At 61.4% G+C, this 26,079-nt stretch carries 13 protein-coding genes and 1 tRNA gene; 11 read left to right on the top strand and 3 right to left on the bottom strand.

Going from position 1 to position 26,079, the window contains the following annotated elements:
• The first annotated feature begins 1 nt into the window (after position 1).
• From brxC to N7I30_RS07905, 9 genes are all read left to right on the top strand, one after another.
• The gene (gene brxC, locus N7I30_RS07865; protein ID WP_498637938.1) at positions 2-3,541 is read left to right on the top strand and encodes a BREX system P-loop protein BrxC; all 3,540 of its coding nucleotides are present in this window, start codon (positions 2-4) and stop codon (positions 3,539-3,541) included.
• On the top strand, positions 3,541-7,068 hold the full coding sequence (gene pglX, locus N7I30_RS07870; protein ID WP_498637940.1) for a BREX-1 system adenine-specific DNA-methyltransferase PglX: 3,528 nt from the start codon (positions 3,541-3,543) through the stop codon (positions 7,066-7,068). Before brxC ends, pglX begins: the two co-directional genes overlap by 1 nt.
• Positions 7,061-9,568, top strand: coding sequence for a BREX-1 system phosphatase PglZ type A (pglZ, locus tag N7I30_RS07875; RefSeq protein ID WP_498637942.1), 2,508 nt, complete (start codon positions 7,061-7,063; stop codon positions 9,566-9,568). The genes pglX and pglZ overlap by 8 nt, the downstream gene beginning before the upstream one ends.
• A gap of 7 nt (positions 9,569-9,575) precedes the next feature.
• The gene (gene brxL, locus N7I30_RS07880) at positions 9,576-11,657 is read left to right on the top strand and encodes a BREX system Lon protease-like protein BrxL (RefSeq protein WP_498637943.1); all 2,082 of its coding nucleotides are present in this window, start codon (positions 9,576-9,578) and stop codon (positions 11,655-11,657) included.
• Positions 11,658-11,781: 124 nt separating this feature from the next.
• The gene (locus tag N7I30_RS07885) at positions 11,782-14,328 is read left to right on the top strand and encodes a PD-(D/E)XK nuclease family protein (RefSeq protein WP_498637944.1); all 2,547 of its coding nucleotides are present in this window, start codon (positions 11,782-11,784) and stop codon (positions 14,326-14,328) included.
• 2 nt (positions 14,329-14,330) lie between these two features.
• Positions 14,331-17,531 (top strand): UvrD-helicase domain-containing protein, encoded by a 3,201-nt coding sequence (locus tag N7I30_RS07890; protein ID WP_498637946.1) that lies wholly within the window; start codon positions 14,331-14,333, stop codon positions 17,529-17,531.
• Positions 17,531-18,745 carry a hypothetical protein gene (locus tag N7I30_RS07895; protein ID WP_498637949.1) on the top strand — a complete coding sequence of 405 codons (1,215 nt, stop codon included), beginning with the start codon at positions 17,531-17,533 and terminating at the stop codon, positions 18,743-18,745. Before N7I30_RS07890 ends, N7I30_RS07895 begins: the two co-directional genes overlap by 1 nt.
• A complete protein-coding gene (locus N7I30_RS07900; RefSeq protein ID WP_498637950.1) occupies positions 18,745-20,547 on the top strand; it encodes a hypothetical protein in 1,803 nt (600 codons plus the stop codon). Before N7I30_RS07895 ends, N7I30_RS07900 begins: the two co-directional genes overlap by 1 nt.
• Positions 20,547-23,087: a DEAD/DEAH box helicase family protein gene (locus N7I30_RS07905; RefSeq protein ID WP_498637951.1), complete on the top strand. Its 2,541-nt coding sequence runs from the start codon at positions 20,547-20,549 to the stop codon at positions 23,085-23,087. Before N7I30_RS07900 ends, N7I30_RS07905 begins: the two co-directional genes overlap by 1 nt.
• A gap of 381 nt (positions 23,088-23,468) precedes the next feature.
• On the opposite strand, the gene N7I30_RS07910 is transcribed toward N7I30_RS07905, so the two are convergent.
• Positions 23,469-24,311, bottom strand: coding sequence for a helix-turn-helix domain-containing protein (locus N7I30_RS07910; protein ID WP_498637952.1), 843 nt, complete (start codon positions 24,309-24,311; stop codon positions 23,469-23,471).
• 132 nt (positions 24,312-24,443) lie between these two features.
• Here N7I30_RS07910 and N7I30_RS07915 point away from each other — a divergent pair, with 132 nt between their 5' ends.
• A complete protein-coding gene (locus N7I30_RS07915) occupies positions 24,444-24,845 on the top strand; it encodes a hypothetical protein (RefSeq protein WP_188076384.1) in 402 nt (133 codons plus the stop codon).
• Between the two features lie 20 nt (positions 24,846-24,865).
• Positions 24,866-25,207 carry a DUF1330 domain-containing protein gene (locus N7I30_RS07920; protein WP_188076385.1) on the top strand — a complete coding sequence of 114 codons (342 nt, stop codon included), beginning with the start codon at positions 24,866-24,868 and terminating at the stop codon, positions 25,205-25,207.
• 177 nt (positions 25,208-25,384) lie between these two features.
• Here the strand turns inward: N7I30_RS07920 and N7I30_RS07925 are convergent, their stop codons facing one another.
• Both N7I30_RS07925 and N7I30_RS07930 read right to left on the bottom strand, forming a co-directional pair.
• Positions 25,385-25,759, bottom strand: coding sequence for a hypothetical protein (locus N7I30_RS07925; RefSeq protein WP_498637954.1), 375 nt, complete (start codon positions 25,757-25,759; stop codon positions 25,385-25,387).
• A 213-nt stretch (positions 25,760-25,972) separates the two neighbouring features.
• A tRNA-Gly gene (locus N7I30_RS07930) sits at positions 25,973-26,047 on the bottom strand.
• Positions 26,048-26,079 lie beyond the last annotated feature (32 nt).

Consider the following 26,079-nt stretch of genomic DNA (forward strand, 5'->3'; position numbering starts at 1 on the left):
GATGGCTACTTTTCTGCGTGATATCTTTGCCAAGCCGGTCGACCGTTCGATCGATGGGGTGATCAAGGCTGACGACAAGGCCAGCCTCCTGACCGAGCTCGATGAATATGTCATCACCAATGAGATCGGCGCTCGGCTGGAGCAATTCCTCGACGCCTACAACAATTATGATACCGCGAACGGCGTGTGGATTTCTGGCTTCTTCGGGTCAGGTAAGTCTCACCTGCTGAAGATGCTCGCCCTTCTGCTGGAGAATGACGAGGTCGAAGGGCAGCGTGCCGTCGAAATCTTTGAGCGGAAGCTTGCGGGCAACCCGATGCTGGCGGGGGCTTTGCGCAAGGCAGTGTCGATTCCATCCCGGTCGGTCTTGTTCAATATCGACCAGAAGGCGGATGTGATCTCGAAGGCGGATGTCGATGCGCTTCTTGCAGTCTTCCAGAAGGTCTTTGACGAGATGTGCGGCTACTATGGCAAGCTCCCGCATATCGCGCAGTTCGAGCGTGATCTCGACAGTCGCGGCAAGCTCGATGCCTTCAAGGCGGCCTTTGCGCAATCTTCCGGAAAGCCTTGGGAGCGCGGGCGCGAACAGGCTCTGATGGAAGGTAAGCACATTGCCGCCGCCTTTGCCGAGGTCACGGGCGATGAGGTCAAGGATATTCTTGGCCAGTATCGTAAGGATACGAAGGTTTCGATCGAGGATTTCGCCAATATGGTGAAGTCGTGGATCGATGCGCAGGGGCCGAAGTTCCGGCTGAATTTCTTCGTCGATGAGGTGGGGCAGTATATCGCCGACAACGTCAAGCTCATGACGAACCTGCAAACCATTGCCGAAAGCCTGAACACGAAGTGCAAGGGGCAGGCCTGGATTGTCGTCACCGCCCAGCAGGACATGGGTTCGGTCATCGGGGATCTGACGGCGCAGCAAGAAAATGACTTCTCGAAAATCCAGGCGCGCTTTGCCAACCGGATGCCGCTGAACTCTCAGGATGTGGCCGAAGTCATCCAGCGCCGTCTGCTGGCCAAGACCGAGGCTGGTCAGATCACCCTTGGCAATCTTTATGATGCTGAGGAAAACAACCTGCGCACTTTGTTCGATTTCGGCGATAATTCTTTCAAGTTCAGGAACTTCTCCGGAAAAGACCAGTTCGTCGCGAGCTACCCGTTCCCGAACTACCAGTATGACCTGTTCCAGCGCGCGATCATGGGCCTCTCGCAGCATAACGCGTTTGAGGGTAAGCACAGCTCGGTCGGCGAACGCTCTATGCTGGGGGTGTTTCAGGAGGTGGCCAAAAAGCTAGCCGACACGCCGGTTGGGGGGCTGGCGACCTTTGACCTGATGTTTGAGGGGATTCGCACCGCCCTGAAATCATCGGTTCAGCAGTCAATCCAACTGGCTGAAAAGAACCTTGGCGATGATTTTGCCGTGCGGGTGCTGAAGGTGTTGTTCCTTGTCAAATACGTCAAGGAATTCAAACCGACTGCCCGCAACATATCGATCCTCCTGTTGTCCCGGTTCGAGGCGGACCAGACCGAGCAGCGCCGCAATATCGAGGAGGCCTTGTCGCTTCTGGAGCGTCAGACGCTGATCCAGCGCAACGGCGAGGTCTATGAATTCCTCACCAATGAGGAAAAGGACGTCGAGGCCGAGATCAAGGCAATCGCCGTCGATCCCGCCGAGATAGAACGGCAGCTAGATGAACTGGCGTTCGGCGCGATCCTCCGTCACGGCAAGATCAAGCATGCCGGCACGGGTGTCGATTACGCTTTCACCCGCAAGCTTGATGGCCACAGCCTGAACCGGGAACATGAGCTTTCCGTCAATATCATCTCGCCGTTCAGCGACGATTCCGACGCGCCGGATGTGGTTCGTTCGAACAGCATGGCAAGCGATGAGATGATTGTCCTGCTCGGGCGTGATGTGCGCTTTACGCGCGATCTCGTCCTCTGGCTTCAGACCGTAAAATTTGCGCGTCAGGTCACCAGCGGGGATGCCCAACCCGGTCGTGATCGTATCATTGCGGAAAAGCGTGACCAGAATACGCGGCGCGAAAAGGAACTGGTGCAGCGGCTGCGCGGCCTTATCGCGGATGCTCGGCTCTTCGTGCGCGGTGCCGAGCTGGAGATCGGTGGCGAAGATCCGCAGGATCGGCTGGTCAAAGGTTTCCAGGTCTTGGTGGACAAGGTCTATACCAGCCTGCCTGTCCTGCGCGGTGCCACTTACACCGAAGCAGATCTTGGACGAGCCGGACGCGTTGATGGCGGGCTTTTTGGCGGCGAAGGCAGCGGTCTGACCGAAGCCGAGCAGGACGTGCTGAATCATGCTCAGGCTCAGATGCGCCTTGGGACGCGGGTCTCGGTCAAAGCTTTGGTCGAGAAGTTCGGAGCAAAACCTTATGGCTGGCCCGCCATCGCGGTTCTCTGCCTGACCGCGAGCCTTGTCGCGCGCGGCAAGCTTGAGGCTCGGGCCGACAGTGCTTTGCTGGAAGGGGATGCGCTGGTGCAGGGGCTGCGCAACAGCCATGCCCTTGGCAACATTCTGCTTTCCCCGCAGATCGAGTTCACTGCTGCCCAGATCCGCAAATCGCGCGAACTGTTTCAGGCACTGTTCGATCTGCCCGCCTCTGGAAATGACGCGCGCAGCCTTGGGTCGGAGTGGCAGGCCCAGTTGCGCAAGCTGACTAGCGAACTGGAGGGTCTTGGCCGGCAGTCGACCGGCTACCCCTTTATTGCAGCTCTCGATCCTCTGCGGACTCTGCTCGACAGCATGCGTGATCAGTCGGCGACTTGGTTCATTACCGGCCCGGTTGGGCAGGAAGATCAGCTGCTGGATGCCAAGGAGGATATCCTCGACAAGATCCGTAGCTTCATGTCCGGACCGCAGAAGGGCATCTATGACGAGGTTCGCGCTTTCCTGACGGCGCAGGATCAGAACGTCACCTTTGCCGAGGATTCTGCCGCCGATGCGCTGCGTCAGGCGCTAGCCGATCCGCAGTGCTTCAAGGGCACCGCGATTCAGGAACTGAAGGCGGATTTCTACGCCCTGAAGGAACGCATCGAACAAACGGTTTTGGCCGAGCGCAACGCCGTCATCGCCGCGATTGAAGGAGTGGCCGAGAAAACCACCCAGACCTCGGAATTCCGTGCGCTACCGCCAGAGCAGCAGACGCGTATTCGGGATGAGCTTGCCGCGCAGAAATCCGCCGTGGCCTCGCAAACCCTGATCCCGGCCTTGCGCCATCGGGCGACCGAGGTGCGTTCCAACCTTCTGGCCGATACGCTGACCCGGGTCGCCGAACTGACGCCTGCACCGGCGCCGACGCCCGCGGCGCAGCCCCAACCTGCAGGTGGCGTGGCCGAAGCCCCGGCCAAGCCATATGTGCCGCCGGCACCGGCAAAGCCCCAGTATGTCAACGCCCAGTCGATCACCGTCTCTATCGGGAAAGCCTATCTCGAAGATGCGGACGATGTGACCCGCTACCTCGACGAGATGAAAAAGACCCTGCTGGCCGAGATCGGTGCGGGCAAGAAAGTGATTGTCTGATGGATACCAACGCGCTCAAGAAATTTGCGCAAAGTGCGCGCAATCTGCTGATCGATCAGGTCACCGCCCGGCTGGAGATGGTGCTGGCCGAGGGCGCAGCGGCCCGCCGCGAACATCCCAAGGCAATTGCCAGGCTGGAAGCGGCCGCCAAAAGCAACCGTGCCCATGTGATCGAACAGGCCGCCTATACCTGGTTCAACCGCTTCACCGCGCTGCGCTTCATGGATGTGACGGGGCTGACCAACCCACGCGTGGTATCGCCCGCCGATGGCGCCACCCGGCCCGAAATTCTGGCCGAGGCGATGGCGGGCAATCTGCCGGACCGCGCCCGGCCGGAGATTGCCGAATATCTGAATGGTACCCGTCCCGCCCATGACGGACAGGCCGAAGCCTATCGGCTGCTGCTGATCCATGCCTGCAACGAATGGCACGGCGCGATGCCCTATATGTTCGAGCGCGCCGACATGCTCGACCGGGCCGAGGATTATACCGAACTGCTGATGCCCGACGATCTTCTGTCGCCGGACAGCATCCTTGCCCGCCTGCGGGAGGTGATGACGGAAGATGCCTGCCAGGATGTCGAGATCATCGGCTGGCTTTATCAGTTCTACATCAGCGAGAAGAAGGATCAGGTTTTTGCGGGCCTGAAGAAGAACCAGAAGATCACGGCGGAGAATATCCCTGCCGCGACGCAGCTGTTCACCCCGCACTGGATCGTCCGCTATCTGGTGGAAAACTCGCTGGGGCGGCTGTGGCTGCTGAACCGTCCGCAGTCCGGGCTGGCGGCGAAGATGGATTATTACATCGCGCCGGAAGAGCCAGAGACTGATTTTCTGCGCATCAACCGGCCCGAGGATATCCGCATCTGCGATCCGGCCTGCGGCTCGGGTCATATGCTGACCTACGCCTTTGACCTGCTCTATGAAATCTATGCCGAGGAAGGCCATGACGCGGCCGAAATCCCCGGCTTGATCCTGCGGCATAACCTGACTGGCATCGAGATCGACGACCGCGCCGGAGCGCTGGCGGCATTTGCACTGTCGATGAAGGCGGCGGCGAAGCTGGGGCGGCGGCGGTTCCTGCGGATGGAGGCAAAGCCCGATATCGTCGTGCTACAGGATGTGCGCTTCACGCCTGCCGAGATGCAGGACGTGGCCGCCGTGGTGGGCAAGGATCTGTTCACCGATGAACTGCGCGAAACATTGGGGCAGTTCGAGCAGGCCAAGAACTTCGGCTCGCTGATCGTGCCGAAACTGCGCGACCCGGCGGAGACGTTGCGCGTAGTGGAGGCGCGGGATTTCGGTTCCGACCTGTTGCTGAAGGAGGTGCAGGCACGTGTCGTAGCCGTGCTACGCATGGCCGAGGCGCTGTCGCCGAAATATCACGTGGTGGTAGCCAATCCGCCCTATGCGGGCACTGGCAGCGTGAACGGTGCACTGAGCGCATTCTCGAAAGAGAACTATCCGAACAGCAAAGCCGACTTGTTCTCGATGTTCATAGACAGAAACATGAGACTTTCCCGGCTTGGAGGTTGCTCTGCTCTCGTGACGATGCAGAGTTGGTTGTTCCTATCTGCATATGAAAGACTTCGCGGCAAGATTTTTGGCGAAGCAGAAATTTCATCGCTGATACAGATCGGGTACAATAGTTTCCCGGAACTTAACTCTAAAGTCGCTCAGGCTGCGGCTTTCGTCCTTCGAACGACAACCGAACCGAAAATCGGCTCATTTATAAACTTGAATGATGCTCCACAGGCAGCTGACAAGGACGCCGTGTTCAGGCGATACAGAGCCGAGGGAAGAGTTCACTTTACCCATCAAGAGAATTTTGAGGTACTTCCTGGAAAGCCAATTGCCTACTGGATTTCAGATGCAGTCGGCGCTGCCTTCGCGGACAGCTCGTCGGTCAGCGATTTCGCCGAGGTTAAGAATGGGATGTCAACAACCGACAATGTCCGCTTCACTCGATCATGGTTCGAGGTCCCAGTTTCTGCGCTGAAACTTGACGCCGCGACGCGTTTGGATGCCAAAGAATCGGAGATAAAGTGGTTTCCTTATAACAAAGGTGGGCTGTTCCGGCGTTGGTTTGGCAACCACGGCACAATTGTTAATTGGCAGCATGACGGAAAAGAGATCAAGAAAGCTGCCGAGGGCGCCAGTGGTGGACGCATCGTCAGCGAAGAATTCTTCTTTCGAGCGTCTATCTCTTGGTCGAAAGTTTCTACCGGGAAGTTCGCAATCCGATACTACAGCCCCGGTAGCATCTTCGATGTCGCAGGGCCAAGCATCTTTACTGACGAAGAAACCATGATGTCATTGGCCTCCCAACTCAACAGCAAGACATCCTTCCCCTTTATCGAAAAGCTCTCTCCGACAATTAACTATGAAGGAGGGCAAGTTCAGGCCATCCCAGTAAACCCGGCAACGTTGAAAGATCTGGCAGCCCAATCAAATGGTCGTCGGCTTGTGAAATTGTCCAAATCGGACTGGGATTCGGAGGAAACCTCCTGGGATTTCACCACGCTGCCGCTGCTCTCGCCCGACCACCGGGCTGACACGCTGGCGGCCAGCTACGCCAATCTCCGTGCCCATTGGCAGGGCATGACCGTTGAGATGCACCGGCTGGAGGAAGAGAACAACCGCATCTTCATCGACGCGTATGGCTTGGCTGATGAACTCACCCCCGAAGTACCGATCGAGGAAATCACGCTTACCTGCAACCCGGCCTATCGCTATGGCGTGAAGGGTTCGGAAGAGGACCGCGAGGCGCGGCTGCGTGAGGATACGGTGGCCGAATTCCTCCACTATGCGGTGGGCTGCATGTTCGGGCGCTACAGCCTCGACGCTCCGGGCCTGATCCTCGCCAATCAGGGCGAAGGGATCGAGGAGTATCTGGCCGCCCTGCAAAAACAAGGTGTGCCGGAACCCAGCTTCGCGCCAGACCGCGACAATGTCATCCCGGTGCTGGATGCCGACTGGTTCGCCGATGACATCGTCACCCGCGCCCGCGATTTCCTGCGCGTCACCTTTGGCGAAGCGAAGTTCCGCGAAAACCTTGCCTTCGTTGAGGCGGCGCTCGGCAAGGATCTGCGCCGCTGGTTCACAAAGGACTTCTTCGACTATCATGTGCGTCGCTACAAGAAGCGCCCTATCTACTGGATGTTCTCCAGCCCAAAGGGCAGCTTCAATGCGCTGATCTATATGCACCGCTACCGGCCTGACACCGTCTCGGTCGTGCTGAACCAATATGTGCGTGAGTTCATCCATAAGCTGGAGGTGGAGCGCACCCGGCTGGAAAAGCTGGCTGTAGATCCTGCCGCCACGCCCGCCCAGCAAACAAAGGCGCAGAAGGAAACAGCCACGGTCATCAAACAGATTGCCGAGTTGACCGAATGGGAACGCGAAGTCGTCTATCCGATGGCGCAGCAGAAGATCGCCATCGATCTGGATGACGGCGTGAAGCGTAACTACCCGCTGTTCGCCGGTGCGCTGAAGCTGATCAAGGGGCTGGAGGCTGCGGATGACTGACCGCATCACCTCCGGCCTGATGCGGCTCTATGAGGATCAGGGGCATCGCATCGTCTTCTGGTATGACGCCGCCCGTGATCTGCGCACGGCGTTCGACGTGGTGGTCCTGCCCGGCGTGACCAAGGTGGAGATCGCCAACAACGAATTTGGCCTGAAACACCGCATGCTGCGGCAGGAGCCGAAAGCGCGGTTCCTGCTTTACAAGGACGGCCCCGAGCCGCCGATGCCCGAGAACTGGCTGCTAGATGTGCAACTGGCGAGTGCTGTCTTCCGCGCCGATCAGGCGGCGATATGGGTCGCGGATCTCGGCATCCCCGCAAAATACGAAGCGGCCGTGCGCGATCACGCCGAATTCTACCGTTCCGGAAAACGGTTGGAAGCATTGCGCGCCATCGAGCGCGAGCGGCCATCGCAAAGCGCCAACGATGTCCGCCGCAAGATGCTGGCGGTCTGCGCTGGTGCGGATGGCGATCTGGATACGGTGATCGAGGCGTTGCTGGCCGAGCTGGCTGCAGGCCGTGATGAGGCGCTGAAGTTGGTGGATCGGGTCGGGCTGGCAGAGTTCTTCTGGAAGGAAGTGACAGCACGTTATGGCTATGCGGCGGATGCGCCGGATTTTCAGGATTTCGCCATCACGCTGTTTTCCAGCGCTTGGGCGCGGGCCATAGGAGAAGCTGCCCCCCTGAACACGGATGCCGCGCTGATGTTCCGCCGCTGGAGCGCCTCGCGCCGGTGGGGTGAAACGTTCGAGAAGCTGTCGGGCGATTATCAGGACGTACTGAAGATCAGGGACAATCTGGCTTCACGCGATTTCCGTACCCTAATCCCGCATGATCATTTCGAGGAAGTGGATCGGCGGATCGTCGTCGCCATCGTTGAGGGGCTGGCCCGGCAGAGCCTGTCCGCGACAGATGTGCTGAAATGGGTGCGCGACCGCCGCCAGAGCCATTGGTATAGCAGCTACGCGGATGTCTATCAGGCCATCGGCTATGCGACCGAGTTCCAGCAGGCGCTCGCCGAGGCTGACCTGACGATGACCAGCCTGTCCGATGGCGTGAAACGCTATTCCGCGAGTTGGTTCCGACTGGATCAGCTTTATCGCAAGTTCATCTATCACATGCAGAAAAGCGGTCAGTCCGGGCTGCTGTCCGCGCTCTATGATGCGGTCGAGAACCGCTACACCACGAATTTCGTGCTGAAGCTCAACGACGCCTGGCAGGATCAGATTGCCCGCCTGACGGATTGGACGATTCCGGGCTTTCCGCGTCAGGTAGATTTCTATCGCGAACAGGCCGCGGAGTTCAGACGCAAAGACCAGAAGGTCGTCGTCATCATCTCGGACGCGCTACGCTACGAGGTAGCCGAAGAGGCGCTGCGCGAGATCCGCAAACTCAACCGGTTCGATGCCGATCTGAAGCCGATGATCGGAGCTTTGCCCAGCTATACCCAACTAGGTATGGCGGCGCTCTTGCCGCACCGGCAATTGGCGATCCGCGATGACAACGATCTGGTGCTTCTGGACGGTGAAAGCACCATGGGCGCCGCCGCCCGCGAGAAGGCGCTGGCTGCTGGCCGGGCTGGAGACCGGGTAAAGGTGCTTGCGGCCAAGGATTTCATGAACCTTGGATCGTCAGAGGGCAAAGACCTCTTCCGGGATCATGACACCCTCTATCTCTACCACAACCAGATCGACGCGATCGGTGACAAGCTCGCCACGGAGGAAAATGTCCCGGCTGCGGCAGAGGCTGCCATTGAGGATCTGGTGAAGCTGGTGCGCAAGCTGACGTCGGCCAATTTCTCGAACATCCTGATCACCGCCGATCACGGCTTCCTGTGGCAGCACAAGGCTCTGGAAGAGAGCGGCTTCGCGGTGAGCGAGCCGGAAGGCGAGATCGTTACACGAAACCGGCGCTTCGTGATCGGCCGAGGCCTTAACAGCAGTGGCGGCATGAAGAAGTTCTCTGCTGCACAGCTTGGGCTGGAAGGTGAGCAGGACATTCTGATCCCGAACTCGATCAACCGCCTGCGCGTCAAAGGATCGGGCAGCCGCTTTGTCCATGGCGGGGCGAGCCTGCAGGAGATCGTCCTGCCGGTCCTGCGTGTCGGCAAGCAGCGCAAGGAGGATGTCGGACAGGTTTCGGTGCAGATCATTCCGCCACCCCGTGCTCAGATCACCACGGGCCAGATCCAGGTCACTTTCTATCAGGCGGAGCCAGTGACCGACAAGCAGCAGCTCCGGCAGGTGCATGCAGCCATCTTTGCTGACGATGGAACACTCATCTCTGACGAAGCCGAGTTGGAATTCGATTTCACGTCCGAGAACCCGCGTGAGCGCGAGCTGTCGCGGAGCTTCCTGCTGTCCAAGGCGGCAGACGCCTATAACAATCAGACAGTCTTCCTGAAGCTGCGAACGCGCATCGGCAAGACCAGCCATTTCGAAGATCACGCTTCGCAGCCGCTGCTGCTGAAACGCGGGATCAGTACAGATTTCGATTTCTGAGGTGCCGATGTCGACCCTTGATGACAAGATCAATGAGCATTTTGCCGGTTTCGTGGTCCGTAAGGACCTGGTGAAGGCCGTGAAGGGGAACGCCATTGTCCCCACTTATGTGCTCGAATACCTTCTCGGCCAATATTGCGCGACCGATGACGAAGCCTCGATTGCGACAGGCATTGAAACGGTCAAGGACATCCTGCGCAAGCACTACGTCCATCGTTCCGAAGCGGGGTTGGTACAATCAACGATCAAGGAGCGTGGCCGCTACAAGGTCATCGATCAGGTTAGCGTGGCGCTGAACGAAAAGACCGATGCCTATGAGGCGGTCTTTGAAAACCTCGGTATCAAGCGGGTTGCCATCGACAGCGCCACGGTAAAGGCGCACCCGAAACTGCTGGTTACGGGTATTTGGTGCATCGCCGATGTGCAGTATGAATTCTCGGAAGACAGCCGGATCTCTCCTTGGATCATCGACACGCTGAAGCCGATCCAGATCGCCCGTGTCGACTATGATGGTTATCGCGAGACGCGGGACAAGTTCACCACCGAGGAATGGATCGATCTCCTGATGCAGAGCATCGGCTTTGACCCGTCACTGTTCGGGCGCCGGTCAAAACTTCTGCAACTGTTGCGCTTGGTCCCATTTGTTGAGCGCAACTACAACCTCATCGAGCTTGGTCCCAAGGGGACAGGAAAATCTCATATCTATTCCGAGTTTTCACCACATGGTCAGCTGATCTCGGGCGGTGAAATCACGGTTCCCAAGCTTTTCGTGAACAATTCCAATGGCCGGATCGGATTGGTCGGCTTTTGGGATGTCGTGGCCTTTGACGAATTTGCCGGCCGCGAGAAGACGGCCAACAAGGCGCTCGTCGATATCATGAAGAACTACATGGCAAACAAGCAGTTCTCTCGTGGTGTAAATCCGATGGGCGCCGAGGCCAGCTTCGCCTTCGTCGGCAACACGGACCATAACGTGCCTTGGATGCTGAAAAATACGGACCTGTTCGAAGCTTTGCCGCCGCAGTTCCACGACAGCGCCTTTATCGATCGATTGCACGCCTATCTGCCTGGATGGGAGGTCGACATCATCCGGGGTGAGATGTTCACATCTGGCTATGGGTTCATTGTCGACTATCTCGCCGAAATCCTGCGCCATCTGCGTGCGGAGGACTTCTCGCACCGGCCAGATCGCTATTTCACCATTCCGGTTCAGACCCATATCCGGGACCGCGCCGCGATCAACAAGACCATGTCAGGCCTGCTGAAGCTGATCTTCCCGAATGGAGGCGAGACAGAAGCCGAAGTTGAAGAGCTGCTGCGGTTTGCGATTGAATGCCGCAAGCGGGTGAAGGACCAGCTCCTGCGGATCGACAGCACCTTTGAGGCAGCAGATTTCCATTACATCGCCTCTGATGGCGCAAAACGCGCCGTAACCACGCTCGAGGAAGAGGAGTTCCCCCAGTTCTACCACCGTCGATCAGCCGACGATGGAAGTGACGGTGTGAATCAACAAGAGATTGGGTCGGTACTGGCAGCGCCGGTCTCAACGGCGGCTGCTTCCGCAGCGCCTACCGTTACCGCTGCCCCGCACTCCCCCCCAACTCCCGGACATGTCGTTTTCACAGAAAACCGCAAGGGCATCAGTTTCGACAAGATCTTTGGTCCTTGGACGGATGGCGCGACGCGGATCATCATCACAGACCCCTATATCCGGAAGTTCCATCAGGCGCGCAACGTGATGGAACTGATCGAGATGCTGATTAGGCGCAAACAGCCTGAAGATCAGATCGCTGTGCATCTTGTCACGGCTCCGGACGATGGGAACATTCAGGAGCAGCGAGAGTGCCTGGACGGGATTGCTGAAGCCTGCACAGGCACGGGCGTCGATTTCACATGGGCCTTCGATGGGAGCGGCACTCTCCATGCACGCGACATCACGACGGATACTGGCTGGAAGATGGTTCTGGATCGCGGATTGGATATTTTCCAGCCAACGCCTCGCAAGATGAACGGTTTCTCGCTGGGAGAACGGATGCAGGAGCACCGGATGGTCCGTGGTTTCTACGTGACTTATGTCGAGAACCTTTAGCTTCGTCGACCGTGTTGGCGGTGCAGGTTCGGCTACGCGCTCGGCGGGAAGCAAGAAGTCGACCTCGATGCCCAAGCCCTCATCCTCGTTACAGTTTTCCTGATCCGCAGATTGCAGGCCATTCATGCACTACCCCTTCCTCGTCACTGATCCGCGCTCCGGCCTGCAATACCGCCTGACCGATACCGGTCTTGCCGAATTGTCCCTTGCCCCCATTTCTGCCGAATGGGCGCCGGGGCGTGCCATTGCCGAGGCGCCTGACCCGGTCTGGGCCGAAAGTCTTGCCAATGCGCCTGTCGAGACGATCTCGGCGGTGACCGCCGCGCTGACGGATCTTGTGCTGGCCACGCCGGATCTGAAGGTGCCGAACGTCGATCACCTGCCAGACAGCCGCGCCAAGCGGCATCTCTTGGCGCTGGTCGCGTTGTGGCAAAGGTTGGGGGATGCGCTGCCAGAGGGGCTGGCACCGATTTCCCATGTGCTGGCCCTGCCGCATGGGTCGTTCCTGGGCTCGTTGCCGGTGGTTGAAGGTTCGCTGGATCCTCTAGCTCCTGCGGCGCTGCAGGCGCTTTTTGCCCGGTTGCGGGACGAGTTCGGCACTGTTCCCGCAAGCGCCTATACGCCCCGGGCCGCAATCGGCAGCCGCCTGCACGCGCTGCAGGGCGGTGTTTCAGCGCAGGATACCGAGGCCGGGGTTCTGGATGACAGCCTCGCGTTCTATGGTTTGCGCGATCCCGCCGCCTGCGCCGATTTCGCCGCCGCCCAAGCCCGGGCGCTGATTGAGTCCGGCGTTTCGGCCCGTGAAATCGCCGTGCTGTCGGGCGATGATCTGCGCCAGATCGCGCGCGCTTTCTCAGCCCAGGGAGTGCCGCTCTCGGGCCTTCCGGGCCAATTACCCGAGCGAGATGTCATTGGCGAGACCGCGCTACATCTGGCGCTGGCCAAGCGACCGCCAACTCCGGCTATGGTCTTGGCGAGCCTCGTGCTTTCTCCCTTGATGCCCTGGGCGGCACAGACCGGGCGCGATCTTGCCGAAAGCCTCATGGGTGGCGATTTCCGAGGCGCCATCCTCACGGACACGCCCGCACATAAGAAACTGTGGGACGATATCCGCGCCTCGGCCGGCAGCTTGCCGCAGCTGCGATTCCTGCTGGACCGGATCTGCGAGCGGATCGGAAAAGGCGATCAGGTCCGCGCGCGGCTGACTGTCCCCGCCGGCGAAGGCACGCCGGATTGGGAGATAATTCTGCGTGGCATTCAGATCGCGCCGCCCATGGTTGCGGACCCCGACCGCAATCTTGAAGGCGTCAGCCTCTGGTCCGCGCATGAAAGCCCGTGGCGCCCATGCCGCCATCTGATCGTCAGCGATTTCACCGACGGGCTTTACCCAACTCGCCCGCGTGCCAATCCGCTGTTTCTTGACAGCGAGATCGCTGCGATACACGCGGGAACCGGCGTTCACCTTCGCGGTCGGGCCGAGGGGCTGGCGCAAAGCCTCGCGTTACTTGATCAACAGCTTCAGGCGGTTTCCGGCAGCGTCACCTTCCTCATCCCATGGCGCGATCTGGCGGGCGGGCGCTTGCAACCTTCGGCCGGGTTGTCGCTGGTGGCGCGGGCGGTGGCGGGCGTTGAGGATGCCAGCGATCTGATCACCGATCTGTCGCGTCAGAGCCCTGCGGAATGGCCGATTGCGTATCACCATCTGATGCCGGTGCCGGAACCCGCGGAATTGCCTGAGGAGCTTGCTTTCCCGGGGCAAGACCTTCTGTCCCTTCGTCGGCGCGATGACGGCACCGCCAAACCGCAATCGCCCTCACGGCTCGAGACGCTGCTTGTCAGCCCGCTCGCCTGGCTTCTGGCCGAGGTTGGGGCCGAGGATATGTCTTGGTCGACCGAAGAACTCGACGTGATGGCAAGGGGCAATATCGCCCATGATGTCTTTGAGCATGTCTTCCTGAAGGATCAGCCGTTCCCGGAAACCGAGGCGCTGGCAGAACTGATCGCCGAGGCCTATGACCGCGCGCTCACCCGTCACGCGGGCTATCTGCGCAGCCCGTCATGGGAGATGGAGCGCCACGGTTTGGAGCGTGAGATCATGGCGGCGGCCCTGCGCTGGCGCGACCATTTGCTGGCGCTCAATGCCAAGATCATCGGCAATGAAATCTGGCTGGCCGGTGAGGCGCATGGCATCAATCTGCATGGCAAGGCCGACGCGATCCTTGAACTGCCTGATGGTGCGCTCTTGATCATCGATCACAAGAAAAGCGGCACCAAGGGCCGACGGCAGCGGATGGAGGCGGGCTGGGATCTGCAGGCAGGGCTTTACGCCGATATGATAGCGCGGCCCATGCGGCGCGAGGGTGACGGCATGGACCCGCTGATCGGCCGCAAGGTGGCGGTCGCCTATCACCTGATGAATGATGGCGGGCTGCTGACTTCGGGTTTGGTCTTGCCCGAGGGCTCGCCCGCCCGCGACATGGGCGATGCGGTGAATGCCGGGGCGGTAGCCAAGCTGGCGGAACGCTTGGCCGAACTTGGTGCAGGACGGGTCGTGCTGAACACCTCTGAGGATGCGGCCTTCTTCAAGAAAGAAGCCGGCTTCACCCCATATGCGCTGACCGATGGCTCGGCCCTGGTCACCGCCTTCATCCGCACGCTCGAGGAGGAATGACCATGGCCCCCGTCAATGCAGATCAAGGTCTGGTCATCGTTCCCGCGGGTGCCGGCGCGGGCAAGACCCACCGCATCAAGACCCAGCTGTCCGATTGGGTGAAACGCGGCATTGTCCGGCCCGAACGTATCCTTGCCGTCACCTTTACCGAGGCCGCGGCTGGCGAGTTGCGCGAAAGGATCCGTGCCGGCCTTCTGGCCGATGGACTGGTCGCCGAGGCGATGGCGGTCGAGCGCGCCTATGTCTCGACCATACATGGACTGGGCCTGCGGCTTTTGACCGAACATGCTCTGGCGGCTGGCGCCTCGCCGCAGCCGCGCCATCTGGGCGATGCCGAGCGGGATCTGCTGATCCGTCAGGCACTGGCACATGCCAAGGCGCTGGACCCGATCAAGGCCGCGCCCGAGCGGTTCGGTTACGCCCCGAACTTCGTGAAGGGCGAGACGGTCGAAGACAGTTTGCGCGCCCGGGTGCTATCGATGATCGACCTCTTGCGCGGCCTTGGGGACAAGGGGCGTGACGCTGGCCTGATCGCTCCGGCACTGACGCGGCTGGATGCGGTTTACGGGCCGGTTCTGGATGACCCTATCGCCGCGACTACCGCGTTGCAGACGGCCGTGCAGGTCATGATCGCAGCCTTTCCCGAGGGAGGCATGGCCGGGATCACCGCCAAAACCAATGTCGAGAAGCTGGAGAAAAACCTCGCGCTTTTCAAACGTGTTGATCGCGCGCCCGATCTTCTGGATCGGGATTGGCAGGTCTGGAACGATCTGCGCAGCCTGTTCATCTCTAACCGCTCCAGCAAGACGCCTGCGGGATATGACGACCTTGCCACGGCGATCATGGCGGCGGCGGATGTGCTGCCCTGCCATCCCGGCCCGCTGGCCGATGCTAAGCTGCACCTGTCCTGCCTGATCGCCTGCGCGCAAGAGGTGATGGCGGCCTATGAGACCCGCAAGAAGGCGCTCGGCCTGATCGACTTTGCTGATATGATCACCGGGGCTGAGCACCTGCTCCGCACCGACCTCGCCGTGCGGCAAGCGGTGCTGGACGAGATCGACTGCGTCATCATCGACGAATTCCAGGATACCAACCCTGTGCAATTCGCGCTTTTGTGGCAGTTGGGCCAGCACGCGCCGCGTACACTGCTGGTGGGCGATGTCAAACAGTCGATCATGGGGTTTCAGGGCGCCGATCCGCGCCTATCCACAGCGCTGGCGGCGGCAAACCCCGATGCGACCCAGCCTTTGGACCGCAACTGGCGCTCGACCCCAGCCATCATGCAATTCGTCAATGCGATGGGGGCTGGCCTCTTTGGGCAGGGCTATAACCCGCTGGCGCCGACCCGCGATGCGGTCGCAGGTCCCGCGATCGAGGTTCTGAACGCTACGCAGGGACGGCGCTCACAAAAGTATTCGCAGCCCCCAGAACACATCGCCGAGCGCATCGCCCGTATCCTGACTGATACTGAGACCATCACCGACCGCCACACGAAGGCCGCCCGACCGGCGCGGCCTTCGGATATCGCGCTCTTGGTCTGCCGCCACACCACCGCCGCCCGCTATGCCGAGGAATTGCGCGCGCGCGGCGTTCCGGTGCGGATCGCCGAGGATGGCTGGGCGAAAAGCCCGGTGATTGTTGCCGCCCGCGCCGCGCTGGCCTTTGCCGCCAATCCGGCGGATATCCATGCCGGGCTGCTCTTGCGCACGCTTGGCCCGGACCCGCTGCCCTTGCAGGAGGCGCTATCCGCCCAAATGGAAGGGCGGTTGGTGGATGACCCGGTGCTGATGCGACTCGCCGCTCTGTCGAACCTTTTGGCCCGCCTGCCGGTGGGTGCGGCCCTTGATCTGGTGTTGGATGCCGCCGGCCTGCGCCTCTGGGCGGAACGTCAGCCTGACGCCGCCCAATCCCGTGCCGATCTTTTGCGGCTAGAGGCTGAGGCGGGTGAGTTCGAAGCCGCGCATCGCGATCTCAAATCCGCCTCGGGGTTCCACGGCGAGACTGCCAAGGTCTTTCTCGGCTGGCTCGACGCCCGTGGGAGCGAGCGCGATTTCGACCGTCATCCCGATCCTTCCGCCAACAGCGCCGAGGCGGTGGAGATCGTCACCTGGCACGCCTCCAAAGGGCGGGAATGGCCGATCACTGTCGTCGCCGAGTTCGACTATGGCATTGAGGAACGTGCGGGGGCCACTGCGACCCGTTTCGATGCCCTGGACCGCATCGACGATATGGCGGTGGTGCTTGGGTCCGCGAGCCTGATCCACACGCCCGGCTTTGCCGCGCCCGAGGCGACCCGCCGTTTCATCGAAGATCGCCGCGCCGATTTTGAAACCAATGCGAAAAACCTTCTCTATGTCGCCCTGACCCGTGCCCGTGACCGGATGGTGCTGGAATGGCCAGGTTTTCTGAAGGACCGCGAAGAAGACGCGCCCGAGGCTACGAACCTGTTTCATATCCTGTCCGATACTTGCGCGCCGCAGATCGGGGCGGGCAGCCTGCGCATCAATGGCGTGGATTGCCCGGCGCTGATCACGCAACTGCCTGAAGAGGCGGGATTTACCGAGTACGCAGGCGGTGCGGCAGCCTCAGCGCTGCGATTCGGTGCCGCTGCGCCGTTGCCCGTGACACCGCTGACACCCTGGCGGCTGCAGCCCTCGCAAACCCGTAGTGCGGGGGTGCCGCCCGTGTCCCGCCGTATCAACATCGGAGCACCCTGGCCAAAGGCACTGAACGATGCCTACCGCGGCACAGCACTGCATCTGGCGCTGCGCACATACCTGACCCGGCCCGATCTGGCCCCGGCTTTGGTTCTCGCGACCGGGCTTGACGACGCCACTCTTGCGCTAGTGGCCGAGCGCGCCACGGCGCTGAAAGCCTGGCTTGCCGATCAGGGCTATACGGACCTGCGCGCCGAGATTCCGGTGCTTGGCCACACGCCCGAGGGTGCAGAGATCCCCGGTGCCCTCGACCTTCTCGCCATCGGCCCGGCAGGCGCGATGCTGATCGACCATAAATCCGGCGGCGGCGGTGACGGGTTTGGCCCCTATTGGCCACAGCTTTCCAGCTATGCTGGACTGTTGGCCGGACTATACCCGCAGCATCCGCTGCAGGGCGTGGCGGTGTTCTGGGTCGATCACGGTTGGCTGGAACTGGCAGATGAGGGCGCGTCAGCGGGAGCTTTCGCACAGGCCAGAGTTAACTGATGCCCTGGGGAATACTTGCGCCCGATACCGTGGTTTCGCAACGGCGCCAGCAGAACCTCGGGCTTGCGGCGGCGGTTCGTCATTTCAATGATCGGGCGGTCCCCGGAATCGGCGGCATGTGGTTTCCCATGCCCATCCTTTGGTCGGTTCTGGCGATCTCTATCGCCGAGGAACTTGGTGTGCCGGCACTGCCTGTCGGCAACGCGGTCGAAGCGCGTGTCATGCTTGAAGTCATCGCGGGTCCGCAGGATCGCCGCGTGCGAGGGGCGCGGAAGATGCAGGGCTTGAAGGATAGCAGTTTCCACAATCTCAGGCGTCGCGGAACTTATGTGGTTCAGCCGATCCGCATGGCGATGGTGCAGCCTCTGGTCGCACTCGGGTTCGTGCAGGGCAGCCGCTACGGCGCGTTTCGCATACATAGCGCTGGCAGAGAGCTGTTGGAGCTGAATGCGATGAAAGAACCGCGCCGTTTGCTTGGTGCCTGGGCGCATGGCAGGCAGCCACATGGCCTGAAGGAGGCCCTGACAGTGCTTTCCCCGGTTGGGGCTGTCCCGGAAGCGGTGCGTAAACTGATCCTTGCCCGATTGCTCGACGGAAATGATCCCGGCTCGACCCGGCGCCGGGCCCTGGCGCGCCTCGGCACTGGCCCCAGCTCCGCGCATTTGGGCCAGGAAACCGCATTGGCGGGGGTTGCGCCGGATCACTGGTCGGATCTGCGCGCCGGAGCGGCTTTTATGGATATTCGCGATGCCGCGTTGACGGTGTTGGACCAGTTGGAACAGCACCTGCTGAAGCTTCGCGACGATAATCAGCCTGTGCGCCTGTCAGAAGCGGAGGCAGCCGAAGTCGCCACCGAGCCGCTGAAACAATTGCGAGATCTGGCCTCGGCAAAAGGCGCGCTTGTCGATCAGGGCAATGAGGAGACTAGCCGCAGATTTATCGCGGAAATCCGACATCTGTCCGATCAGCAGCTGATCCAGAGGCTGGCCGAGCGCGATTCTACCGTGATTTGTCAGCGCGAAGGCCACATTTTTCTCGGGCCGGCTGCGAGCGAGTTGCGGGGCAGCTCGGAGACCCAGGACGAGAACCGGCCCCCTCAGGACGAGGCCTTCGCGCCGCAGCTTTTCCGGCTGCACAATCTTCATTGTCTGGTGACGGAGCTGTCCGGAAAGGTGAACCCGGGCAGCCGTGACGCGGGATCGGAGGCCGTCTGATGCAGAACACGACGCTCTACTCCCTCTTCATGCCGCCCGAAGATTGTTATGGCGACTTTGGCCTTATGTGCGGCTTCACCGCGACGCGGCAGGTCCTGGGGCAGATCCGCCGAACATTCACAGGCGAGATGGCGCGCCCGGTGCTGGCCGCCTTCATCCATCCAACCATGAATGCGATCTCGGACGTTCCGGGACTTGCCTGGATGTGGATGCGCCTCGAGGGACGCGGCTACAACCTTCTCCATGCCAAGGTGGCGCTTCTGGGTTTTCGCAAGCGCGGCGGAGATGGCTATGTCATTCGCCTCGCTGTCAGCACGGGGAACTGGACACAGGATCCGCTTACTCGCAGCATCGACCTGTTCTGGTCGATCGATCTGGACTCTGCTGTGCCTGACGCACAGGACATTGCCGATATCCGCGCTGCGCATGAGATGTTTGGATGGCTGCGCGAGCGGGCAGATTGCGCCCTGATCGAACGCAGTTTTGACGGGCACCGGCCAGACACCCTGCTGGAGGCCGCGATCACAGCCTTGCCCACGTCATCCGCGCGTCCCCGCTTCATCGACAGCCGCAATCAGGCGCTGTTTCCTCAGGTGGTCGAGCGCCTGGGTACCAAAAAGAAGGCCGACCGTCTCATCCTCGGGTCTGGCTATTTCGAGAGCGACGGCGATGGTGCTGCTGGCCTGCCAGAGCGACTGCGCCGCGCATTGGTGCAGGAGAAATCCCTGACGAAAACAGCGGCTCTCGACCTGTTTCTCAACCCGTCCTCCTGTCAGGGGCTTGCTGCCCGGGCCGGTGCCTTGATTGACGCAGGCTGGAACTTGCGCCCTCCGCGCTCTGTCTTGCATGGAACTGATGGGTGCCTGCATGCAAAATTTGTGGTGCTGGCGTCGGGCGAGACCGAGGCCTCGGGACGGGCTTATCTTGGATCCGGCAATCTGAGCATGAACGGGTTTGAGCGTGCCGCAAGCGCCGGGGGAAACCTTGAGGCAGGTGTGATCGTCGATCTGCCGGGAGGACTGAAATGGCCGCGACGCAGAGACACGCGGAACGGTATCGCCGCTGTTTTGCCGATCCAGTTCACTGATGTGGTGACGCCCGAGGCCCTGCAGCAAGGGGAAGGCTTTGTGCGCCCCGATGAGCCAGAAACCCAGCCGCCAGTTGCGTGGTTTATATGGCAAGACGGGGTGCTCTCGGCCCCCGACGACAAATCGGTGATGGTGATTGGTGTCGATGCGGCTCAGGCTCAGACACCTTGTCCATGGCCTGCACCGGCTCCAGCAATTGTGACCCTCGCGGAGGGCGGCTGGCGGCTGCCTGTCATTTCTTCCGGCGCACTTGTTGTCGCTCGCCCCTCCGATATGTCGGTCGAAGATATCCTTGCCAGCCTTGGCTCATTTCCCGAGCCAGGTGATGCTGACAGCGAAGATGAGGGTGAGGAAGGCGAAGAGCCGCTCACCGACGCCTCAGATACCACCGAAGCTCCGCCAGCTGCCTATCCCATTCGCAGGATGATGGAACTTCTGGTGCGTCTTTGTGAGACACAGGCAAGGTTGAACCCGCGGGACTGGCAAAGGTGGTGTCGGGAGTTGCAACAGAACCTTTGCGCTATCGCGTCTCGCGAAAAAACGATGCTCGAGTTCTTCCGGAACGCCAGGGCAAATCCTCTGCCTGCTCTGGTAGATCCGCGTATGCGCCCGGAAGGGGTTTCGCCAGACCTATTGAGAGATGCGCTTTTGGCAGTGTCCGTCGCGTGGGAGCTCAGCGCTTACCCATCGCTCTGGGAACGGGAAGCCGCGTGATGGTGGACTGGAACGAGGTCGCGAGCATTCTGGATCGTATCGCAGGGACGCCTGATGATACCCTGCTAGATCATGGCCAGAAGGCGAGTGTCACAGAACTAGCGTGCCGTATCCGGGCGGGCCAACGCTCGGCCCTGCTGGCTGATGAGGTGGGTATGGGCAAGACCCGCATTGCGGCGGCGCTGATCGCAGCGGTGCGGGAGGCGGGCGGGCGCAGCGCCATTGTTCTGCCCGCGGGCCTTGGGGCACAATGGCAACAGGAACTGAAACGGTTCAACGCCGACGACAAGACATTGCTGCCGCTGCGCAGCTATGATGGTTTCATCTCCGGTTTCTTACACGATACCGATGCGGAGGGGAGCGCAAGACGGTTACACAGCCATAAGGAGTGGCTTTCGGATCGCCGCAAGCAGCGTGAGTTGCCGGAGAACGGCTGGGCCGCCGAAGAGATCATAATGATCTCTCATTCCTTCGCGAACATGCAGTTTCCCAATCGTGGAGAAGGCCCCGCTGGAGGCTGGCGCCGGGAACTCTTACCCAACGTCGCCCGCCTGATTGACGGCCGACGGCGCAACTTCATGCGCGAAAATTTCCATTCGGGTGAGGTGGGCTATGTATATGCCAGTCGCCGTGCGGCGCGGCACATTGCCCAAACGATTCTGGACCAAGAACTGCCGCGCGATGCCATTAACGGCGATCAGAAATGGCTTTCGGCGGACGATTACAAGAACAGGATCCTGCCGCTGATCGGCTATGGCCTGGGTCAGTTTGATCTCATAGTCGTTGACGAAGCCCACAAGGCGCGCGGCGCAGACTCAAGCCTTTCGCGCATTCTCGGCCCGGTAAGCTGGGAAGCGGATGATCCTTTTCGTCTGGGCATGACCGCAACCCCGGTCGAGCTGGACTCCAGCCAGTGGATCGACACGCTGGAGCGACTCAATGGTCGCGATGACGATCAGGATATTACTGCGCTCGCAGAGCTGACGGAATGGATCACCGGCTATGTGGATGTTGTTCGTCGGATTCAAACCGAAGAACTGGACGAGACGCTGACCGGGGAATTCGAGACCTCCGCCCGGCAGTTCTACGCAGCATTGCGACCACACGTCCTGCGCCGGGACAAACGAAGTGACCCCGAATTCTGCGTCTTCAAAGACAGTCATGGTGATTATCGTGAGGTCACCGATATCCCGGTTTCACCGGAGGCAGACGGTTTTACCCGTGACTGGTTGCGCCGCTTTTGTGCGGCTGAGGCGCTGTCGTTACTCCCTCAGGATGATCCGCGTGTGAAACGGGTCAGGCTCGCCGTTGCCCAGGGGTATGGGTTCGGCTTTGGAGAGGATGAGGAAGACAGCCCTTCAGGCATGACAGATGCAAACCTCGTTGGTCCGGCGGGGTTTTGGACGGAAGCTTTCACCGCTGAGAGCAACGACATCTATAGCCACCCTGCGATCCTGGCGGCTGTGAGACAAATCGAGGCCTATACACGGGCCGGCGAGAAAGTGCTCGTCTTCGGCAGGTTCCTGACGCCGATGAATGTGCTGACCAGACTGCTGGACGCACGTGAGATGCTGCGTCGTTTGCGAGACGGACAGCACTGGCCTGCCAGTGGGATCGGGGAAAGCAATATAGCAGCCGTCATTGCGGCGATGAGGGATCCTGATCTTGCGGTGTCGGGTGGGGTCGACGAAATCGATGTGATGTTGAAAACCCGCTATCAGGAGTGGTCGAGCGAGCGCCGGGCTGAACTCGCACGGCTTCATCGGGAGTTGGAAGACCTTGCGCTGGAGGGAGGAACTGCTGCATTTCTGTCAGAGATTCTGCGCCATGAGGACGGCAAACAAGACCTTCAATTCGGGGCATTGCTCGAGGCACTTGGTGGCAGGCGGGAAGTTGCGGGCGCTTCTTGGACGGGGCGGGAAATGCTCGGGCTGTTCGAAAAACTGCTCATGGAGCTTGCCGGGGATGATGAAGCAGAGAACAACGATACGCAGAAAGCCCGGCTGGATGCCTGGCTGAACGATTATTCCGGGCGCGAGGGCAACTTCGCCAGGATGATGTCAGGCGCAACCGCACCGCAAACGCGGCGTATGCTGCAATCTGCATTCAACCGGTCGTCCAGTTGGCCGATGGTGCTCCTCGCGCAATCCCGCGTCGGGCGTGAGGGCCTGAATCTGCATGAGGCCTGTCGCACAGTGATTCTACTGCACGCGGAGTGGAATCCCGGCATTGTCGAGCAGCAGATTGGGCGTGTGGATCGCAAGAACAGTCTTTGGCTTCGCGAATGGCGGAAATGGAGGGATCATGGTGATGGTCTCCCGCCCCGCATTCGGGTTCACCCTGTTGTCGTCAGTGGCACATACGACGATCACAACTGGCAGGTTCTCAAGGCGCGTTGGCTGGAACTGAGGGCGCAGTTGCATGGCGATGTCCTGCGTCCCGTTCCAGGTCGGTCAGAGGTGACAGATGACAAACGAACCTGCGCTGACCGCGTTCGGCGCGCAGTGCCGGATTTTTCGCCGGGAAAACGTGGCGGTTGAGTTGTAGTGTAACCGATACTCACGCTGCTGTTCGGAATAGGATGGAATGAAAGCTGCTATTTTTAGCAACCATTCTCCTCGCGTTGGATTTGGCGTTGATAGGAAATTGGCTGTTAGTAGGTCGCAAGTAATGGTGGTTGCAGCCTCCCGCAACCATCTTTACCGGCGTCGATTGCAAGTTGTGATCGATGCCGGTCCCCGCAACCAAGTTTCAGACACTCCCGCGAGCCCCGGCTCCGGGAGTGTTTGTCGTTTGGGGCCCTGTTTCGCTGCTGTTGCGTCGTTCCTGGCGCTTTGATCCGCAAGCGATCGTTGGGCGTGCCATGATCCGGGCCCCTGCCTGCCTCCCCGGTCCGCCTTGCGGGCCTCGCCGCGACCTCCCTACAGACTGATCTGGTCCTGCGGCTCGGACGAGCCGTCCTCTACGCTGCCGGCGAGTGTCGCCATGGCGTCGGCCGTCTGCCGGTTCGCTGGAAAGAAGCTCTCGATGGCGATCCCGGCCAGGGTGACGTCGGTGGCCGTGCCGAACATCGTGGTGGTGCTGAGGAAGGTCAGTGGCCCGAGTGGACTGGCGATGGTCAGCGGCACGGCCACGGCCGGTTCGGGCGGTTCCGGGTTCGCTGACATGTCGGCTTGGGTGGGCGCCGGGTAGGATTCGAGCTCCTCCAGGAGGGCGGCCAGCACGGGGTCGGCCGACAGGGCGACGTCGCGGGCGAGGCGCCGCAGAAGATGCGCGCGCCATTCGGCGAAATTCATGATCCGCGGGGCCAGTCCCTCCGGATGCAGGCCAAGGCGCAGGACGTTGACCGCGCCGGTGAGGAGGTGCCCCGCGACGCCGGCCGTCAGGGCCGCAACCGCAGCGTTGGCGGAAAGCAGCGTCCAGTGGCGGTCCACGGCCAGGGCCGGGTGGGGCGCGTGGCCGGAAAGGATCCGGTCGATGATCTCCCTGGCGGCCGTCAGTTCGGCGTCCGCGAGGTCATGCTGCGAGAAGAGCGGCGCAAAGCCGGCGGCGAGGAGAAGGGCATTGCGTGCCTCCAGCGGCATGTCGAGATGGTCCGCAAGGCGCAGGAGCATCGCCCGGCTCGGCGCCGACCGGCCTGATTCCAGAAAGCTGAGATGGCGTTGGGAAATGCCGGCGTCGAGGGCAAGGGCCAACTGGCTGAAGCGCCGCTGCTGGCGCCATTGGCGCAGGAGATCTCCCGCCGATGGTCGTGCGCGTGTCATGGCCATTCCTTCGTCGCCCCGCCTGGCCTGCGCAATGACCTCGGACGTAATCGACAGAGGTCCCATACGCGATGAGGATCGCCGGCAGCGGCCCGGTGGATCGAGCCGCATCGCTCAGGAAAGGCTGAACCGATGGAACGCAACCCGCGCTTTCCCACCCTCCGCACCCTGCTGACCCTTGATGCGGTCACCTGCTCCCTGATGGGCGGTCTTCTTCTGGCCGCCTCCGGCCCGCTCGCCGACCTGACACAGATTCCCGCCGGCTTTCTTTCGGGTGCCGGCATGCTTCTTCTCCCGGTTGCCGCCTTCATGGTCGCCGTCGCCCGGCTCCGACCGATACCGGGCTGGGCGGCTCTCATGGTCGTTCTCGGCAATGCGCTGTGGGTCGTCGCCAGCGTCACCCTGCCGGCAAGCGGCGTTCTCGCGCCCAATCTCGCTGGCTGGATCTGTCTCCTTGCCCAGGCCGTCGTCGTGGCTCTTCTGGCCGTTCTCGAGTTCGGGGCGGTACAACGGTCCGGCCCGGCGCTGGCGTGAAAACGAACAGGGAGGCCGACATGCCCGCCTATGCCATCGCCCATCTGCGCAATGTCACGCTGAACCAGGGCATTGTCGACTATCTCAAGCGGATCGACGCCACGCTGGCGCCGTTTGGCGGCCGGTTCCTCATCCATGGCGGCGCGAAGGAGCTTTGCGAGGGAGAGGTGAGCGACGACATCGTCGTTCTCGCCTTCCCGGACATGGGCCTGGCGCGGGCGTGGTACGATTCGCCGGATTATCAGGCCATCAGGCCCCTGCGGATGCAGGGCGCGGAGGGCGAGATCTTCCTGATCGAGGGTGTCGGCGACGATCACCGGGCGACCGACATCTTACCGAAAGAAAAGGCGGGCGGGGTCTGAGCCCGTCCGGCTTGCTGTGGTCGTCGCCATAGTTTGCCGAGCGGGGAGAGTTGCCGGGATCGCCCTTCCGGCCCGCCCGGCGCGATCGTGGTCGGAGTGCCGGCTTGGTCCAAAGGCCACCCGGCGGGGCGGGCGGAGGATCACCCCCGCTCCGCCTCGCCGGGCGGCGCTGTCGGTCTAGCAATTGGCAGCGATGCCGTCGGCGTCCTCGGCGGCACGAGCCGTCCGGCAGGCGGCGTTGCGGGTGGCGTTGTTCAGCCCCTCCTTCGCGTCGTTGAGAGCCTTGCTGCCGGCCTCGCGCGCCTGGTCGATGGCCGGACCGGCGGCCTCGGACAGGTCTTCCAGCGCCGAACGGGCCGCTTCGCCGGTCTGGCGCCCGGCCTCGCCGATCGCCTCCATGGCTTCGCCGGTCTCGCGTTCGGTCGTCGACGGCGCGGGAGCCGTCTCGCTGGTGGTGGACACGGCCGGATCGGCGGCGTCGGTTTCGGATTCGTCGCTGCAGGCCGACAGGGCCAGAATCGCCGTGAGGGCGATGGGGATGAGCTTGTTCATGATGGGAACTCCTTTGCCCTGCCATCTAGGCGGCCGGTGCAGGAGGTCACGGGGCGTTGCGCAGAATGCGGCCGATGCTGGTGCGCCGAGGAAATGCGCCTCGCGTCGGGTAGGTTCGCACGGCACGTCGAAACAGACGCGGCCTCGCACGAACGAAACCAGCAGGATCGCATCGCGATCAACGCTGTCAGAAATGTCGAGATGGGGAGAAATTGGAGCGGGCGATGGGATTCGAACCCACGACCCCAACCTTGGCAAGGTTGTGCTCTACCCCTGAGCTACGCCCGCCCGCTCCGTGCGGCGCCTGAGCGCCGCGGACG

Source organism: Aurantimonas litoralis (genome assembly GCF_026153195.1).
Lineage (GTDB): Bacteria > Pseudomonadota > Alphaproteobacteria > Rhizobiales > Rhizobiaceae > Aurantimonas > Aurantimonas coralicida.